We start from the raw sequence: 15,934 nt of genomic DNA, 5'->3' as shown, positions 1-15,934 counted from the left end.
ACTCATTTTGTTCCCCCTGTTCCTAATTTTATTTCCGAACCCTTTATCCCCTTAAAAAGCAATTCGGTCTGGAGCTCTGTATACTCCTCGAGAGTGTACATTTTTTGCAGTGCCCAGCGGCGGAATCCCCACATCTGCCCCTGGACGAAAATATCATGGGCGATGATCTTGATATGTTTTTCATCCAGGTCCAGCTCGCCATTTTCGACGCAGCGCTGGATAACATCCTCAAACATTCCCACCATTTCGATTTCTTTTTTCAGCACATAAGGAAGGGCATCCTTTGTCAGCGACTTTACTTCCTGATACATGACAAGCACTTCATCCTGCAGGTCATCCATGACCTTGAAGTAGTTGGCGATCCCGACCCTCAGGCTCTCGAGTGTCCCCTGGTTCGTATCGAGATTTTCCTGAAGGCGATCGCGGACCTCGTCATAGATGCTGTCACAGACGAGGTAAAGCACATCTTCCTTCGTGCGGATATATTCATAAAGGGTACCGATGCTAAAGCCTGAAGCCCGGGCAATCTCTCTGGTCGTCGTACGGTGGAAGCCCTTCTGCTTGAAAAGGGTAACGGCCCCTTTGATCATCTGGTCGCGCCTTTTTTTCACAAGTCGCTCATCTTTTACCGACGCCTGCACTTCTCGCTTTTTCATCACTTCTCTACCCGCCTTGTTCTGAATTCCATCAGGACTTATTTCGTCAGCATCCTTGAGATAACAAGGCGCTGGATTTCCTGTGTTCCTTCATAGATTTGAGTGATTTTCGCGTCGCGCATGAAGCGTTCAACTGGATAATCCTTCGTGTATCCATAGCCTCCGAATACCTGGACCGCTTCGGTTGTCACCTTCATCGCTGTGTCACCGGCAAACAATTTGGACATTGCGGATTCCTTGCCGTATGGAAGTCCTTCAGATTCAAGCCATGCAGCCTGGTAGGTTAATAGTCTTGAAGCTTCAACAGAAGTAGCCATGTCCGCAAGTTTGAAGCCGATTCCCTGGTTCGCAGCGATTGGCTTGCCGAATTGCTGGCGTTCTTTTGCATAATCCACAGCCGCATCAAGTGCGCCCTGAGCGATCCCTACCGCCTGTGCTGCGATACCGTTACGTCCGCCATCAAGCGTCATCATTGCGATTTTGAAACCCTCGCCGACTTCACCAAGGATATTTTCCTTCGGAACGCGGCAGTCTTCAAAAATGATTTCCGTTGTCGGAGATGAGCGAATGCCGAGCTTTTTCTCCTTCTTGCCAACAGAGAAACCAGGGAAGTCGCTTTCAACGATGAATGCAGTCGTCCCTTTATGCTTGCTTGAAGGGTCTGTCAAAGCGAATACCACATAGATGTCCGCTACGCCGCCGTTTGTGATGAAGATCTTTGAGCCGTTCAGTACATATTGGTCGCCGTCTTCTTTAGCAGTCGTTCTCATCGCACCTGCATCAGAACCGCTCCCCGGCTCAGTCAAACCGTATGCGCCGATGCTTTTGCCTTCTGCCATTGGCCTCAAGTATTTTTGCTTCTGCTCTTCATTGCCGAACTTGTAGATTGGCCAGCCTGCAAGTGAGGTGTGCGCTGAAAGCATAACGCCAGTGGATGCACAAACACGTGATAATTCTTCAACCGCGATGCAGTATGCAAGATAGTCGCTGCCGATGCCACCGTATTCTTCAGGCCATGGAATCCCTGTCAGGCCAAGCTCAGCCATTTTGTCAAAAATCTCGCGGTCAAAGCGCTCCTCTTCATCGCGCTCAGCAGCCGTAGGAGCCACTTCATTCTTCGCAAAATCACGGACCATTTTCCGGATCATTTCATGTTCTTCGGATAATCGAAAGTTCATTTTCATTTCCTCCGTTACTGTTTATTGGATTTGTAGATTTTTCGAGACGTCAGCAGGTTTGAGCCGCCTATCAGATTCGTTAGTGACCTCTTTTCGGATGTTCTTCCGATTTCGGACGCCAATCAGCTCCATTGGTGACCTTTTTTTGAATGCCCCGCCAATTTCGGGCGCCAATCGGCTCCATTGGTGACCTTTTTTGAATGCCCCGCCAATTTCGGGCGCCAATCGGCTCCATTGGTGACCTTTTTTTGAATGCCCCGCCGATTTCGGGCTCCAATTGGCTTGATTGGTGACCTTTTTTCGACCGCTCTGCCGTTTTTAGACACCAACCGAATTTATCACCAGTTTTATAACTGCTTACTAATAACAATCTTCTGAATCTCGCTTGTGCCTTCGTAAATCTCCGTCACTTTCGCGTCGCGGAAGTAGCGTTCGACTGGATACTCCTTCGTGTACCCGTAGCCGCCGAACACCTGGATGGCTTCTGTTGTGACTTCTACTGCTGTTCTTGATGTGAACAGCTTCGCCATTGATGCTTCGAGGCCGCATTTTTGTCCTTCCGAACGAAGCTGGGCTGCGCGATAGATTAGCAGTTTTGCAGCTTCGACTGATGTAGCCATATCTGCAAGCTTGAAACCCACGCCTTGCTGGGCGGCAATTGGCTTCCCGAACTGGACTCTCTCTTTTGCATATCCAGTAGCGGCTTCCAATGCAGCTTCCGCAATACCAAGTGCCTGTGCGGCAATGCCGATACGGCCGGAATCAAGATTGCTCATCGCAATTTTGAATCCTTCTCCTTCCTGGCCAAGCAGGTTTTCTTCCGGAACTTTCATGTCTTCAAATGTCAGCTGGACCGTGCGCGAGCCGTAAAGTCCCATTTTGTGCTCATCTTTGCCCACGATGAATCCTGGCGTGTCTTTTTCGACGATAAAAGCGGACACTCCCTTCGGACCAGCTTCCGGATTAGTGGAAGCAAATACGATATACACATCCGCTTCGCCGCCATTTGTGATGAACACCTTCGAGCCGTTCAGTACATAGTGTCCATCTTTCTTGACCGCGCGTGTCTTAAGGCTGGCGGCATCAGAACCAGCGCTCGGCTCTGTGAGGCAGAATGCTCCCAGATATTCACCTGAAGCGAGCTTCGGCACATACTTTTTCTTTTGCTCATCTGTTCCGAAGTATAGAATCGGATTCGTTCCAACCGATGTATGGACGGAAAGGATGACCCCGACCGTCGCACTGACTTTGGAAATCTCATGAATGGCGATGATATAGGAAATGAAATCCATTTCTGAACCGCCGTACTCTTCAGGCACCGGAATTCCCATCAGGCCAAGCTCGCCCATCTTTTTCAAAATCTCCCTTGGGAACTCGCCTTCCTCCATCTTTTCCACAAACGGCGCAATCTCGGTTTGGGCAAAATCACGGACCATTTTGCGCATCATTTCCTGCTCTTCTGTAAATCTCAGATTCATCTTAGATCCTCCCGACGTCCTGACAATGAGTTATGTAAGGACGGATTCTTCGATAAGAAATTATTCATATGTGTAGAAGCCGCGGCCGGACTTTTTGCCAAGCCAGCCTGCTTTTACGTACTTCCTTAACAGCGGGCATGGGCGGTACTTATCATCACCAAATCCTTCGTGCAGTGTTTCCATGATGTAGAGGCATGTGTCCAGACCGATGAAGTCAGCAAGAGTCAGCGGCCCCATTGGGTGGTTCATGCCAAGCTTCATGACTTCGTCGATTGCTTCCTTTGTTGCGACTCCCTCGTACAATGTGTAGATCGCTTCGTTGATCATTGGCATCAGGATGCGGTTTGAAACAAAGCCTGGGAAGTCGTTCACTTCAACAGGAACTTTTTCCAATGTTTTTGTGATGTCTTCGATTGTTTGATAGACTTCATCAGCAGTCGCAAGGCCGCGGATGATTTCAACCAGCTTCATCACCGGAACCGGGTTCATAAAGTGCATGCCGATGACTTTTTCCGGACGCTTTGTCGCTGCAGCAATTTCGGTGATTGGCAATGATGATGTATTGGAAGCAAGGATGGCATGTGCTGGCGCAATTTCATCAAGCTGGGCAAAGATTTTCGTTTTGATGTCCATATTCTCGACCGCAGCTTCAATGACAAGGTCCACACCTTTTGCTTCCTGCAGATCACTTGAAGAAGTAATCCTGCCAACAATCTCATCAAGCTGTTCAGCTGTCATCCGGCCTTTATCTACCTGGCGGTTAAGGTTCTTCTTGATTCCGGACAATCCACGTTCAACAAATTCAGGTTTCAAATCGTTCAGGAATACACTGTATCCTGCCTGCGCACACACCTGGGCAATGCCTGAACCCATTTGTCCAGCGCCGATTACCATAATTGTTTTTACACTCATTGTTTCTCCCCCTATAAAAAAGTTATGAAAAATTCATGTTAACGGAGGGCAGATTCATTGCTGCCCTCCTGCAGTATTATAAAAATTATTGCTTAGGGACCTCGATCATCACAGCGTCACCCTGGCCGCCGCCTGAGCAGATCGCCGCAATGCCGACCCCGCCGCCACGGCGCTTCAGTTCGTGCATCAAAGTGAGGATGATGCGTGCCCCACTTGCGCCGATTGGGTGTCCAAGGGCAACCGCACCGCCGTTCACGTTCACCTTCTCCGGGTCCAGACTGGCAATGCGTCCGCTAGTCAAAGCAACCGCTGCAAATGCCTCATTGATTTCAAAAAGGTCGATTTCTTCAAGCGATTTCCCTGTCTTCTTTAATAGCTCGTTGATGACGATTCCCGGAGTTTTCGGGAAATCCTTTGCCTCTGTAGCGATTGCTGCGTGGGCAAGGATGACTGCCTGTGGCGTCCTGCCTTCACGCATGGCGCGCTCCTCACTCATCAGCACAAGGGCTGCTGCGCCGTCATTGACGCCTGGTGCGTTGCCAGCTGTTATTGTTCCATCAGAGTTGAAAACAGGACCGAGCTTGGCAAGCTTTTCGATTGAAGTGTCCTTCCTTGGTGATTCGTCATGCTGGACAACAACAGGGTCGCCCTTCCGCTGCGGTACTTCAACAGGAACGATTTCCGCTGCAAGCTTTCCTGATTCAATCGCTTCGATCGCTCTCTGGTGGCTGCGGTAGGACCATTGATCCTGCTCTTCACGGCTGATTTCGAACTCTTTCGCTACTTCGTTTCCGTACGTTCCCATATGGACGCCCTTGAAGCTGCATGTCAACCCGTCATGGACCATCAAATCCTTGACCTGTCCGTCACCCATTCGCAATCCCCATCGTGCTTTTGGCAGCATGTAAGGTGCGTTGCTCATTGATTCTATTCCGCCGGCAACGATGACTTCCTCGTCCCCTGCACGGATGATCTGGTCGCCAAGCGTCAGACTGCGCATGCCTGATGCACAAACCTTGTTGATCGTTTCCGTCTTCACTTCCCATGGAATGCCTGCTTCTCTCGCAGCCTGGCGTGAGGGCAGTTGTCCCTGGCCTCCCTGCAATACGGTTCCAAGGATGACTTCTCCGACTTCCTCTGGCTTTACTTCCGCACGTGCCAATGCTTCTTTTACAGCGATTCCGCCGAGCTGGCTCGCTGTGAATCCACTCAAAGCTCCACCCATTTTGCCAAATGGTGTTCTTGCCCCTGCTAAAACGACTGTCTTCCCCATTGCCATCTCTCCCTTTCAATCTATTAAATTTAATTCTGGAAAAATAAACATTTAACCAGCTATGCTCGAGTGACTGAACGCTCGCTCGAAACTGGTCCAAAAAAATATGTGTTTTCTTGTTTTGTGAGGTTCTACGGTGATTTCTTGCTGAAGAATGATGAAAGCGCTTTATTATATTATTCATTTTACTTTAAAAATAGTAGAAATTGAAACACTTTGCTAAAAATTCTGTCATATGTCGAATTTTTATTGTGAGTCAACTTCTACTATTCATGGTTAGATATTAAGAAACAAGCGGTTTGAGTTCACCGAAAACGGATTTTTCAAGCAGTTCGGCTACATCAAGTGTATCGACTGATTCTTCTACTTCCTTCGCCTTCGTTCCATCTGAAAGCATTGTCAGACAGTACGGGCATCCAGAACTGATGACGGATGGGTTAACGGACAATGCCTGTTCCGTACGGGCTACGTTGATTCTGTGGCCTGTTTCTTCTTCCATCCACATCAAGCCGCCTCCTGCGCCACAGCACATTGCCGTATCGCGGTTGCGTTCCATTTCCTTCAGTGTCACGCCAGGGATCGCCTTGAGGATATCACGCGGTGCGTCATAAACCTCGTTGTATCGGCCCAGGTAGCATGAATCATGGAAAGTGATGGTTTCGTTCAAGGCATGCTTAGGTACCAGCTTTCCTTCCTTAACCAACTTCGCCAATAGCTCGGTATGGTGGTACACTTCCGCTTCAAGACCGAAATCAGGATATTCGTTCTTAAAGATATTGTATGCGTGAGGGTCGATCGTCACGATTTTCTTCACTTCATTTTTCTCGAATTCTTCGATATTTTTCGTTGCAAGCTCCTGGAACAGGAACTCATTGCCCAGGCGGCGTGGTGTATCGCCAGAGTTCTTTTCCTTGTTGCCAAGGATCGCGAACTTGATGCCTGCTTCGTTCAGCAGCTTTGCGAATGAAAGGGCAATCTTTTGGCTGCGGTTGTCGTATGAACCCATCGCGCCAACCCAGAATAAGTATTCGAATTCTTCATCTGCTTTTTTCATTTCTTTTACCGTAGGAACGACGACATCGTCGCGAAGCTCGCGCCAGTCTTCCTTTTCCTTGCGGTTCAAGCCCCATGGATTGCCCTGTCGCTCGATATTCGTCATCGCGCGCTGTGCGTCAGCGTCCATCTTACCTTCTGTCAAGACGAGGTAACGGCGAAGGTCGATGATTTTGTCAACGTGTTCGTTCATAACCGGACATTGGTCCTCGCAGTTACGGCAAGTCGTACATGCCCAGATTTCCTCTTCTGTAATCACATCGCCGATCATGCTTGGGCTGTAGGCAAGGCTTGCTGCTGCCTCATTTGCACCCTGGCCTGCTGCTGCCAATGCAATCTGGTTGCCCTTCGTGTTTGAAAAAGCAAAAGTCGGAACCCATGGCTGTTTGGATGTGACTGCTGCACCATGAAGCGTCAGATGGTCACGAAGCTTAACGATGAGGTCCATCGGCGACAACATTTTGCCTGTGCCAGTTGCCGGACACATATTTGTACAGCGTCCACATTCCACACATGCGTAGAAGTCAATCATCTGCTCATAGTTGAAATCGGTGATTTTTCCTGCACCGAATGTTTCCTGAGTTTCATCTTCAAAGTCGATTTTCTTGATTTTTCCCGGAGCATCTACCTTTGTCAAATAGACATTGGCAGGTCCTGCGATCAAGTGCGCGTGCTTTGATTGCGGCACGTAAACAAGGAATGCAAGAAGGAACAACAGGTGGATCCACCATGCGATATAGAAAATCGTGATGGCAGCTGCCTGAGGAATTCCGCTGAATGCTGTGGCAATCAAGGAAGCAACCGGTTCAGTCCATGTTCCTTCATGTCCGTGCCAGATCATGCTCATCCCGTTGCCAAGAAGAACGGAGAGCATCAAGCCGCCGATGAACAGAAGAACAAGACCATTCTTGAAGCCGCGCTTCAAACGGACAAGCTTTTCGACATATCGGCGGTAAAAAGCCCATACAACAGCCACAAGAATCGTCAATGTGACGATTTCCTGGAAGAAGGTGAAACCTGGATACAGCGGGCCCAGCGGCAGGTGGCTGCCTGGCTTCAGCCCTTTCCAGATAAAATCAATTGCCCCAAATTGGACAAGGATGAACCCATAAAAAAACATAACGTGTATAATACCGCTTTTCTTTTCCTTCAATAGCCTTTTTTGGCCAAATACATGAACCCAGATTCTTCTTACACGTTCTTTAACATCATCATCGAACTCTGACTTTTTGCCGAGCTTGATGTATTCGATTCTCGTCTTGACCACATATACAAACAAGCTGACTGCGTAAGCGGTTACAAGAAGGAACGCGACAAGATTGATCCATAGCAGACCGTTCATAAAATCATTTACCCCTTTCAACACTGATTTTGGAAGAAAATTTTTAAACAAACCAATTTTCAGAATATAACCTTAACTCCATTATATAATGAATGAGCATTCAGTCAACTCATTTCCTATCATTTCTGAAAATTGTTTACACTTTCCCTTTTAAAGGAATTTAACATATAAGAAGCAATTTCGGCAAAGATAATATGAAAAGCGGAAGTGCCTCTTTCAGCTCCGACAAGCGCTGGAGGGCCTGACAGTGAAGTTGCTTTTTGACTTCATTGGCAGGAACGAAGCGACTCGAGGGGCTAGGCGCTGGAGCTGGACACTGCTCAATGTGAGCAAAATTTTTCTTATTATTTTTTCAAGGGAGCCGAATCGCTATGAGAATTGGATGGATTGTGATTGCAATAATAGCCGGGCTCGCCCTGTGGGTCTACGCGGACTTCATGCTTGGACGAAAAAAGCATCTGGCAAATGCCAATACCAATAAATTGCCCGTCCGCGAAAGCAGCCTTGAAATTTTTGCGAAGGGTCCTGAATTATTTTCTGATCTTTTTTCCGAATTAAAAAATGCAAAACAGCACATTCATATTCTGTTTTATATCGTTCAGGATGATAAAATCAGTCAGGAGTTTCTCTCCATTCTTAAAGAAAAAGCCCAGGCCGGTGTTGAAGTCCGGCTGTTGGTTGACTGGGTCGGCAACGGTCTGAAGCACAAAACGATCAAATCTCTGAAGGCTGCCGGTGTTGAATTCTCATATTCTCAAACGCCTAAATTCCCGTTCCTGTTTTATTCTTCCCAGGTCCGCAACCACCGCAAAATCACCGTGATTGACGGACGAATCGGCTATATCGGCGGATTCAACATTGGCAAGGAATACTATGATCAGGATCCGAAGCTCACGCCATGGCGGGATTATCATTTAAAAATGTCTGGTGAAGGAGTGGAGGACCTGCAAAAAGAGTTCCTCGAGGATTGGCGGGCGGCAGCAAAAGTGAATCTGCTGCAAAGCAAAGCCTATTTTCCTGCTCTTGAAAAAGGGCCGATCCGCCATCAGATTGTTCCCACCGAAGGCATCCTTCTTGAGGAAATGATGTCCGATTTAATCAGGAACTCGAGGACTTCCGTTTTTATCGGAACACCCTACTTCATCCCGAGTACAAAAGTATTCAATCTTCTGCTTGATGCAATAGGGCGAGGTGTTTCGGTCACGGTATTAGTCCCATTTATCTCTGACCACATGCTTGTAAAAGAAGCCTCCCACCCTTATTTGCGGACCCTTATCAAGGATGGAGCCGAAGTCTATCAGTTTTTGAATGGTTTTTACCATTCAAAAATCCTGCTTGTAGATGACAAAGTTTGTGATTTGGGCACCGCCAATTTTGATAAAAGAAGCATGTACCTAAATTATGAATTGAACTGTCTGATTTATGATGGCGATTTTATCAAAAAGGTCAAAATGATCCTGGCAGAAGACATCCTGAACTCGAGAAAAGCTGCTGTGGAAGACTTCAAACACGGACTGCTGAAGGAAAAAGCCGCAAGTACGATTTCTTATTTTTTATAAATAAGCCGGCCGCCGGGCAATGAAGGAGTGTCGAAATGATCATTCGGCTAGGATATGTATCCACCGCCATAAGCCTCTGGGATGCATCTCCCTCAAAGGCACTTACATTCGCTCGTTACGGACAGCTGCCTGAGGATGAGCGGCACGAAAAGCTGCTTTCCGTAACCTATCAAAACCTCTTGAACACAGAAAGAATGATTCACTATAATATCGCCCAGGATATCCCCTTGTACCGCTTTTCCAGCTCCATTGCACCGCTTGCCACCCATCCGGAGGTCAAATGGGATTATGTCACCCCATTCCGCGATAAATGGCTGGAAATCGGGGCTCTGGTAAAAAAGCATGGGCTGCGAACGAGCTTCCATCCGAACCAGTTCACTTTGTTCACTTCTCCGAGAGAGGAAGTAACCGCAAACGCGATAAAGGATATGGAGTACCATTACGGTATGCTCGAAGCGATGGGACTGGAAAACAGCGCACTGATCAATATCCATATCGGCGGGGCATACGGAAATAAGGAAGAGACAATTTTGCGTTTTCATGAAAACTTCGCAAAGCTCCCGGATCACATCAAGAAAATCACTACTCTTGAAAACGATGATAAAACCTATAACACTGAAGAAACATTGGCGGCTTGCTTGAAAGAAGACGTGCCGTTCATGTTCGATTATCATCATCACATCGCAAATCTTTCTGAAGAATCTCTAGAGAAACTGCTTCCGGTCGGCTTCACGTCTTGGGAACGGATCGGGATGAAACCGAAAATCCATATTTCATCGCCTAAATCGGAAAAAGCATACCGGTCGCATGCCGACTATGTTGATCACGAATTCATCTTGCCTTTGATTGGAATTTTGCGGGGCATTGGACAGGACGTTGATTTCATGATCGAAGCGAAGGAGAAAGACAAAGCAGCGCTGAAGCTTGTCGAGGATTTATCCAAAATCCGCGGTGTGAAACGGATTGGCGGGGCTGTTTTGGAGTGGAAGTAAACTAATTCAATCAAGTAATTGCTGCCTATATATTGGGCAGCTTTTTTTATCAAACTTAAATACATTAATTTACAATTGTATTATTATTGTTAACAAAGATAGTTTTTTCTAACGTTCTTGTTTAATAAGGAGGGTTAAAAGGTGATGGACACGATAATAGCAGGGTTTGATGTGATCAAGAACCTGCTTTTCATTGGAGTAACCTTATTTCTAGGGTTTACCAGTCTGAAAACACTGAGGTTTCTATTCAAAGAATGGAAAGAAGGTCGAAGTTACTTTATGATCCATTCAAGATATAGCAAGTTCTTTGAAGTTTTATTAAGTGTTTTAATATTAGGAGGACTAGGAACTTTATTCGTCTTAATTGCCATATCTGGATTAATCCATCTCCTATTATAAAAAAAGGCATAATCCTCAGTAGAGGTTTATGCCTTTTCATTCATTTACATCTTCTCCGGAGCAGAAACCCCAATCAATGCAAGAGCATTCTTCAATGTAATCATTGCTGTCTTGATCAGTGCAAGACGTGCTTGTGTTCTTTCCTTGTTGTCCATATCCAATACTTTTTCAGCGTTGTAGAAGCTGTGGAAAACAGAAGCCAACTCGAAAATATAGTTGGAGATGCGATGCGGCATGCGCTTCTCAGCTGCTTCGGCTACTGCCAACGGGAATTCGCCAAGCTTTTTCAAAAGGTCGATTTCCTTTTCCGCTTCGATCAATTTAAAGTCAGCATCTTTGCCGACCGTGAACCCTTGTTCTTCTGCAGAACGCAGGATGCTGTTGATACGGGCATGCGCATACTGTGCGTAGAATACAGGGTTTTCATTCGATTGAGATACTGCCAGATCTAGATCGAAATCCATGTGAGTATCCGCGCTTCTCATCGCGAAGAAGTAACGGACTGCATCGAGACCTACCTCTTCAATCAAATCACGCATCGTCACTGCTTTACCCGTACGCTTGCTCATCTTCATCTTCTCGCCGTTCTTGTACAGGTGAACAAGCTGGATGATCTCAACTTCAAGCGCTTCACGGCCGTAGCCAAGTGCCTCGATTGCCGCTTTCATACGAGGGATGTAACCGTGGTGGTCCGCACCCCAGATGTTGATCAGCTTTTCAAAACCGCGCTCAAGCTTATCCTTATGGTAGGCAACATCCGGAAGTAAATACGTAAAGGAGCCATCCTGCTTGATCAGCACGCGGTCCTTGTCATCGCCAAGCTCAGTCGAGCGGAACCACGTCGCGCCGTCCTGCTCATAGATGTGGCCGTTCGCACGAAGTGCATCAAGCGCCACATCGATTTTCCCATTGTTATAAAGAGAAGTCTCTGAATACCAAACATCGAATTTAACACGGAAATTCTCAAGGTCCTGCTTGAGCTTTTCCATTTCATATTTCAAACCGTACTCACGGAAAGTATCAAAGCGTTCCTGATCGGCTACATTCACATACTTGTCGCCGAATTCTTCAGCAAGCTTCTTGCCGATTCCGATGATGTCCTCGCCATGATAGCCATCCTCCGGCATCTGCTTATCCATGCCAAGCGCCTGGAAGTAGCGGGCCTCAACAGACAACGCAAGGTTATTGATCTGGTTCCCGGCATCATTAATATAATACTCGCGGGAAACATCATAACCAGCCTTGGCGAGCACATTGCAAAGCGAGTCACCGACAGCCGCGCCGCGCGCATGTCCTAGGTGCAGGTCGCCTGTAGGGTTAGCTGAAACGAACTCGACCTGGATTTTCTGGCCATTGCCTACCTTCGATTCCCCATACTTTTCGCCTGCTTCCAGGATTGCCGGAATCAAGTCCGTCAAATAGCTGTTGTCCATGTAAAAATTGATGAAACCCGGTCCGGCGATCTCAATCTTCTCGATGGACGCCTTGCTTTTATCAAAGTTCTCGATCAGCTGTTCAGCAATCTGGCGAGGTGCCTTTTTCGCTACGCGTGCAAGCTGCATCGCCATATTCGTAGAATAGTCTCCGTGTGCCTTTTCCTTCGGCGTTTCAAGAATCACTGAAGGAATCTGTGTTTCTTCAGCGAGATTAGCCTTGATGATCGCCTGCTTGATTTCTTCCTTCAGCTTCAATTGAACCTGTTCAACTATATTCATTTGCCTTCCTCCTTATAATTGATCGTCAAATGGTATGTACCTGCATTCGAACCCTGGATCGCCATATCATACAGCAAGTCCACATGTCCCTCCTGCTTTTCCTCATTAAAATTCGTATCCAGACGCTTCGTGAGAGCAGATGTCTCAAGCAGTCCGTATGGAGTCTTGTAATTGCCAGGAGTTTTTTTATTCAGCAGAAAATGAAGCCTCATCTTGATCGCACTGCTGCGCAAAATCAGCACTTCGTCTCCTGTTATCTTTACCGTCGTCTGAACATCCCCTTCCTCCATCACTTCATCGTACTGGAGGTACGAGCTGTTCGCCTTTTTATAGTATCGGCCAAAAGTGGTCAATTCAAAAGTTTCCTTCTCACTGCCACTGTAAATTGCCGTTTTTACCGTCACCTTGACAGGAATCTGTTCAGCGGGTCCTTTAGACACCGATAACACACCCTTCTTTATCTCTTATTATAACTTTATAAGTATAAATATTCTCCTTTAAAAGTGCAAGGTTCGCCGGGTATTGCCTTATTTTAAAATCAGGAAAAATTAGGAATTGACGATTAGGATTAGCCCCGATTTATAGCGGGTATTGTATATCAAAACCAATAAAGGAGTTGGCATCCATGAAAATCGAAGTTAAATGTGACGTAGAAAACTGTAAATACTGGGCAGAAGGCAACGATTGTGTTGCTGACTCAATCCTTGTCGTAGCCAATACAGGAAAACAAGCAAGAAATGAACGCGAAACAATTTGTGATACATTCGAAAAGATGTAATTTTAAGAAACCGGACGGCGAGATGCTATCCGGTTTTTGTTTTTTATCGGAACTCAACTTGGGCATTCCGCGAAAAGATAGGTCTATTCCTCGAAACGGCCTGTTAATTCCGCGATATCACACCTTAATTCCGCGAAAAACAACCATCATTCCGCGAACTGGAAAATATCAACGATTTTTCCCAGTAAAAAAGGAGAAGCAATCTGCTCCTCCTTCTCAATTTTATTAGAAAAATAGCATCCCTACTGATATCACAATTCCACTCACAATCAAAGTTATCACACAATATCCCATGATATCCTTGGCTTTCAGTCCGGCAATGGCCAGAGCTGGCAGTGCCCAGAACGGTTGAATCAGGTTTGTCCATGCATCCCCCCATGCGACAGCCATAGCTGTTTTCGGTATGGAGACACCCATTGTTTGAGCTGCCTCCAGCATGATTGGAGCCTGGACAGCCCATTGTCCGCCTCCGGAAGGAACGAAGATATTAACCAAGCCGGCGCTCAGGAAAGTGAACAACGGGAAGGTAAACTCATTTGAAATCGAAACGAAACCTTCAGAAATGACCGCAGCCAGACCCGAAGTAGTCATCATTCCCATGATCCCTGCGTAAAAAGGGAATTGGATTATGATTCCGCTTGCTCCTTTTACCGCATTCAAAACTGCATCAAGGAATTGCTTCGGAGTTCCATGAAACAGGATCCCCAGGAATAAAAACAAGAAATTGACTATATCCAGATTTAGTTTAAAGCCATTGTTCGCAAAATAATAGAATAAGAATACAAGTCCAAAAACACCAATCAGCAACGATGCTACCTTACTATTTTCCAGACGCTCTGCAGGAGTCATCAATCCCTGCTCCAGCGTTGCCGCCTGCACATCGTTTTCTAACAGAATAGGATCGACCGTAATGGTTTCTTCCTTTGATGGCATCATCATACGCGTCACTATCGGCAGAATAAGCAACAGGGAAATGACAATAAATAGGTTAAAACTAGAAAAAATAGTTTGATCCGTTGGGATAACTCCGATCATTTTTTCAGTGAAATGTCCTTCTGTAGCAATGGTTAGCGGGATGGAACCTGATATCCCTCCATGCCAGACGACAAACCCTGAGTAAGCGCTTGCGATTAACAGCCTATAATCAACATTATTAACTTTCTTAGCTAATTCCTTCGCAAACAGGGCACCGATGACCAAGCCAAATCCCCAGTTGATTAAACTCGCTATCATTGAAACTACTGTTACGTAAATAATCGCCTGGCCCGGAGACTTAGCAAGTGATGCGAGTGAACCCAGCCCCTTCTTGAAAATAGGGCTGCTCGCAAGTACGTGGCCTGTCACCAGAACAAGCACCATTTGCATAGTGAAGACCAACAGACCCCAGAATCCATTGCCCCAATGCTGGACCATCTGATACGGTCCGTTATCTGTAAAAATAAGGCCCAATCCGAATACAACAAAAGTTAAAATAATGACAAAAAGAAATGGATCAGGCAAGTACCGCTGCATAATGCGGTTGAAAAAAGAAACTAACATCTTCATGTTTTTAACCTCCTTATTAGTAGTTACATTCATAATCATTATATTTTCTAGATAATTAAGAATATTCCTTCTAAAAAGGGCAAATTAAAAACCGCCTCCTGATAAGGAAGCGGCTTCTCATCTAATATTACTTCACAAAACCAAGCATCATTTCACGGATGATCTTGCTTGCTGTGTTTGCTGTCATTTCAGATGTATCATAGATTGGGGCAACTTCTACCAAGTCAGCTCCTACTACGTTTACATCAGAGTTTGCAATCGCATGGATGGATGCCAACAATTCCTTGGAAGTGATTCCGCCTGCGTCGACTGTTCCTGTTCCAGGAGCGTGCGCCGGGTCCAGAACATCGATATCGATCGTCACATAAACAGGACGGCCGGCAAGCTTAGGCAATACTTCCTTCAAAGGCTCAAGCACTTCAAACTTGGAAATGTGCATACCCACTTCCTTAGCCCACTCGAATTCTTCCTTCATCCCCGAACGGATTCCGAATGAGTAAACATTTTGCGGCCCAATGTGCTCCGCAATCTTGCGGATTGGAGTTGAGTGGGACAATGGCTCCCCTTCATAGTGCTCGCGCAAGTCAGTGTGCGCGTCAAAGTGGATGATCGCAAGGTCTTCGTATTTTTTTGCCACTGCCTTCATGACCGGCCATGATACCAGGTGCTCGCCGCCCATTCCGAGCGGGAATTTTTCAGCAGCTAAAAGCTTGTCCACGAATTCCTCAATCATATCAAGGCTCTTTTGCGCATTTCCGAATGGAAGCGGGATATCTCCTGCATCAAAATACTGAAGGTCAGCCATTTCGCGGTCAAGATAGGGGCTGTACTCCTCTAGGCCGATCGATACCTCACGGATACGCGTAGGGCCGAAACGTGAACCAGGGCGGTAGCTGACCGTCCAGTCCATTGGCATTCCGTAAAGGACAGCCTTGCTTTCCATAAAGTTTGAATGGCTGCCGATAAATACATTGCCAGAATAGGCTTCATCAAAACGCATTCCAAACACCTCTTTCAAATATTTTTTGCATTGGCTATGTTAACTTAAGCTAGT

Annotated in this window: 14 protein-coding genes; 4 read left to right on the top strand and 10 right to left on the bottom strand. The window is 46.5% G+C overall.

Going from position 1 to position 15,934, the window contains the following annotated elements; genetic code table 11:
- Positions 1 to 2: 2 nt before the first annotated feature.
- From ACXAEA_RS02445 to ACXAEA_RS02420, 6 genes are all read right to left on the bottom strand, one after another.
- Positions 3 to 656, bottom strand: a complete 654-nt coding sequence (locus tag ACXAEA_RS02445) for a TetR/AcrR family transcriptional regulator (RefSeq protein WP_475098043.1) — start codon at positions 654 to 656, stop codon at positions 3 to 5.
- Between the two features lie 38 nt (positions 657 to 694).
- Positions 695 to 1,834, bottom strand: coding sequence for an acyl-CoA dehydrogenase (locus ACXAEA_RS02440; protein ID WP_475094353.1), 1,140 nt, complete (start codon positions 1,832 to 1,834; stop codon positions 695 to 697).
- Positions 1,835 to 2,181: 347 nt separating this feature from the next.
- The gene (locus tag ACXAEA_RS02435) at positions 2,182 to 3,312 is read right to left on the bottom strand and encodes an acyl-CoA dehydrogenase (RefSeq protein ID WP_475094352.1); all 1,131 of its coding nucleotides are present in this window, start codon (positions 3,310 to 3,312) and stop codon (positions 2,182 to 2,184) included.
- 60 nt (positions 3,313 to 3,372) lie between these two features.
- Positions 3,373 to 4,224: a 3-hydroxybutyryl-CoA dehydrogenase gene (locus tag ACXAEA_RS02430; protein WP_475094351.1), complete on the bottom strand. Its 852-nt coding sequence runs from the start codon at positions 4,222 to 4,224 to the stop codon at positions 3,373 to 3,375.
- A gap of 85 nt (positions 4,225 to 4,309) precedes the next feature.
- Entirely contained in the window at positions 4,310 to 5,497 is a 1,188-nt protein-coding gene (locus ACXAEA_RS02425; protein WP_475094350.1) for an acetyl-CoA C-acetyltransferase, read from the bottom strand.
- Positions 5,498 to 5,780: 283 nt separating this feature from the next.
- Positions 5,781 to 7,892: a heterodisulfide reductase-related iron-sulfur binding cluster gene (locus ACXAEA_RS02420; RefSeq protein ID WP_475094349.1), complete on the bottom strand. Its 2,112-nt coding sequence runs from the start codon at positions 7,890 to 7,892 to the stop codon at positions 5,781 to 5,783.
- 371 nt (positions 7,893 to 8,263) lie between these two features.
- On the opposite strand from ACXAEA_RS02420, the gene cls reads away from it, so the two are divergent.
- The 3 genes from cls (at position 8,264) to ACXAEA_RS02405 (ending at position 10,842) form a co-directional block, all read left to right on the top strand.
- On the top strand, positions 8,264 to 9,451 hold the full coding sequence (gene cls / locus ACXAEA_RS02415; RefSeq protein ID WP_475094348.1) for a cardiolipin synthase: 1,188 nt from the start codon (positions 8,264 to 8,266) through the stop codon (positions 9,449 to 9,451).
- Positions 9,452 to 9,486: 35 nt separating this feature from the next.
- Positions 9,487 to 10,443: a UV DNA damage repair endonuclease UvsE gene (uvsE, locus tag ACXAEA_RS02410; protein ID WP_475094347.1), complete on the top strand. Its 957-nt coding sequence runs from the start codon at positions 9,487 to 9,489 to the stop codon at positions 10,441 to 10,443.
- A gap of 141 nt (positions 10,444 to 10,584) precedes the next feature.
- A complete protein-coding gene (locus tag ACXAEA_RS02405; RefSeq protein ID WP_475094346.1) occupies positions 10,585 to 10,842 on the top strand; it encodes a hypothetical protein in 258 nt (85 codons plus the stop codon).
- Between the two features lie 44 nt (positions 10,843 to 10,886).
- Here ACXAEA_RS02405 and argS read toward each other — a convergent pair whose 3' ends face one another.
- Positions 10,887 to 12,557 carry an arginine--tRNA ligase gene (gene argS / locus ACXAEA_RS02400; protein WP_475094345.1) on the bottom strand — a complete coding sequence of 557 codons (1,671 nt, stop codon included), beginning with the start codon at positions 12,555 to 12,557 and terminating at the stop codon, positions 10,887 to 10,889.
- Positions 12,554 to 12,997, bottom strand: coding sequence for a YwiB family protein (locus ACXAEA_RS02395; protein ID WP_475094344.1), 444 nt, complete (start codon positions 12,995 to 12,997; stop codon positions 12,554 to 12,556). Before ACXAEA_RS02395 ends, argS begins: the two co-directional genes overlap by 4 nt.
- 185 nt (positions 12,998 to 13,182) lie before the next feature.
- Here ACXAEA_RS02395 and ACXAEA_RS02390 point away from each other — a divergent pair, with 185 nt between their 5' ends.
- A complete protein-coding gene (locus tag ACXAEA_RS02390; RefSeq protein WP_475094343.1) occupies positions 13,183 to 13,335 on the top strand; it encodes a DUF1540 domain-containing protein in 153 nt (50 codons plus the stop codon).
- A gap of 225 nt (positions 13,336 to 13,560) precedes the next feature.
- Here ACXAEA_RS02390 and ACXAEA_RS02385 read toward each other — a convergent pair whose 3' ends face one another.
- Positions 13,561 to 14,880, bottom strand: coding sequence for a short-chain fatty acid transporter (locus ACXAEA_RS02385; RefSeq protein WP_475094342.1), 1,320 nt, complete (start codon positions 14,878 to 14,880; stop codon positions 13,561 to 13,563).
- Between the two features lie 127 nt (positions 14,881 to 15,007).
- Positions 15,008 to 15,880, bottom strand: a complete 873-nt coding sequence (gene speB, locus ACXAEA_RS02380) for an agmatinase (protein ID WP_475094341.1) — start codon at positions 15,878 to 15,880, stop codon at positions 15,008 to 15,010.
- Positions 15,881 to 15,934 lie beyond the last annotated feature (54 nt).

It is taken from the genome of Mesobacillus sp. ABV4_180 (assembly GCF_056158485.1).
Note: the sequence above shows the minus strand (reverse complement) of the source record. Positions and strands in the feature narration are given on the sequence as shown.

What these genes read in the sequence shown, in the direction of transcription:
- speB (WP_475094341.1), bottom strand. Translation starts at nt 15,880, where the DNA reads ATGCGTTTTGATGAAGCCTATTCTGGCAATGTATTTATCGGCAGCCAT.
- ACXAEA_RS02430 (WP_475094351.1), bottom strand. Translation starts at nt 4,224, where the DNA reads ATGAGTGTAAAAACAATTATGGTAATCGGCGCTGGACAAATGGGTTCA.
- ACXAEA_RS02425 (WP_475094350.1), bottom strand. Translation starts at nt 5,497, where the DNA reads ATGGGGAAGACAGTCGTTTTAGCAGGGGCAAGAACACCATTTGGCAAA.
- ACXAEA_RS02390 (WP_475094343.1), top strand. Translation starts at nt 13,183, where the DNA reads ATGAAAATCGAAGTTAAATGTGACGTAGAAAACTGTAAATACTGGGCA.
- ACXAEA_RS02385 (WP_475094342.1), bottom strand. Translation starts at nt 14,880, where the DNA reads ATGAAGATGTTAGTTTCTTTTTTCAACCGCATTATGCAGCGGTACTTG.
- ACXAEA_RS02440 (WP_475094353.1), bottom strand. Translation starts at nt 1,834, where the DNA reads ATGAACTTTCGATTATCCGAAGAACATGAAATGATCCGGAAAATGGTC.
- argS (WP_475094345.1), bottom strand. Translation starts at nt 12,557, where the DNA reads ATGAATATAGTTGAACAGGTTCAATTGAAGCTGAAGGAAGAAATCAAG.
- ACXAEA_RS02435 (WP_475094352.1), bottom strand. Translation starts at nt 3,312, where the DNA reads ATGAATCTGAGATTTACAGAAGAGCAGGAAATGATGCGCAAAATGGTC.
- ACXAEA_RS02445 (WP_475098043.1), bottom strand. Translation starts at nt 656, where the DNA reads ATGAAAAAGCGAGAAGTGCAGGCGTCGGTAAAAGATGAGCGACTTGTG.
- ACXAEA_RS02420 (WP_475094349.1), bottom strand. Translation starts at nt 7,892, where the DNA reads ATGAACGGTCTGCTATGGATCAATCTTGTCGCGTTCCTTCTTGTAACC.
- cls (WP_475094348.1), top strand. Translation starts at nt 8,264, where the DNA reads ATGAGAATTGGATGGATTGTGATTGCAATAATAGCCGGGCTCGCCCTG.
- uvsE (WP_475094347.1), top strand. Translation starts at nt 9,487, where the DNA reads ATGATCATTCGGCTAGGATATGTATCCACCGCCATAAGCCTCTGGGAT.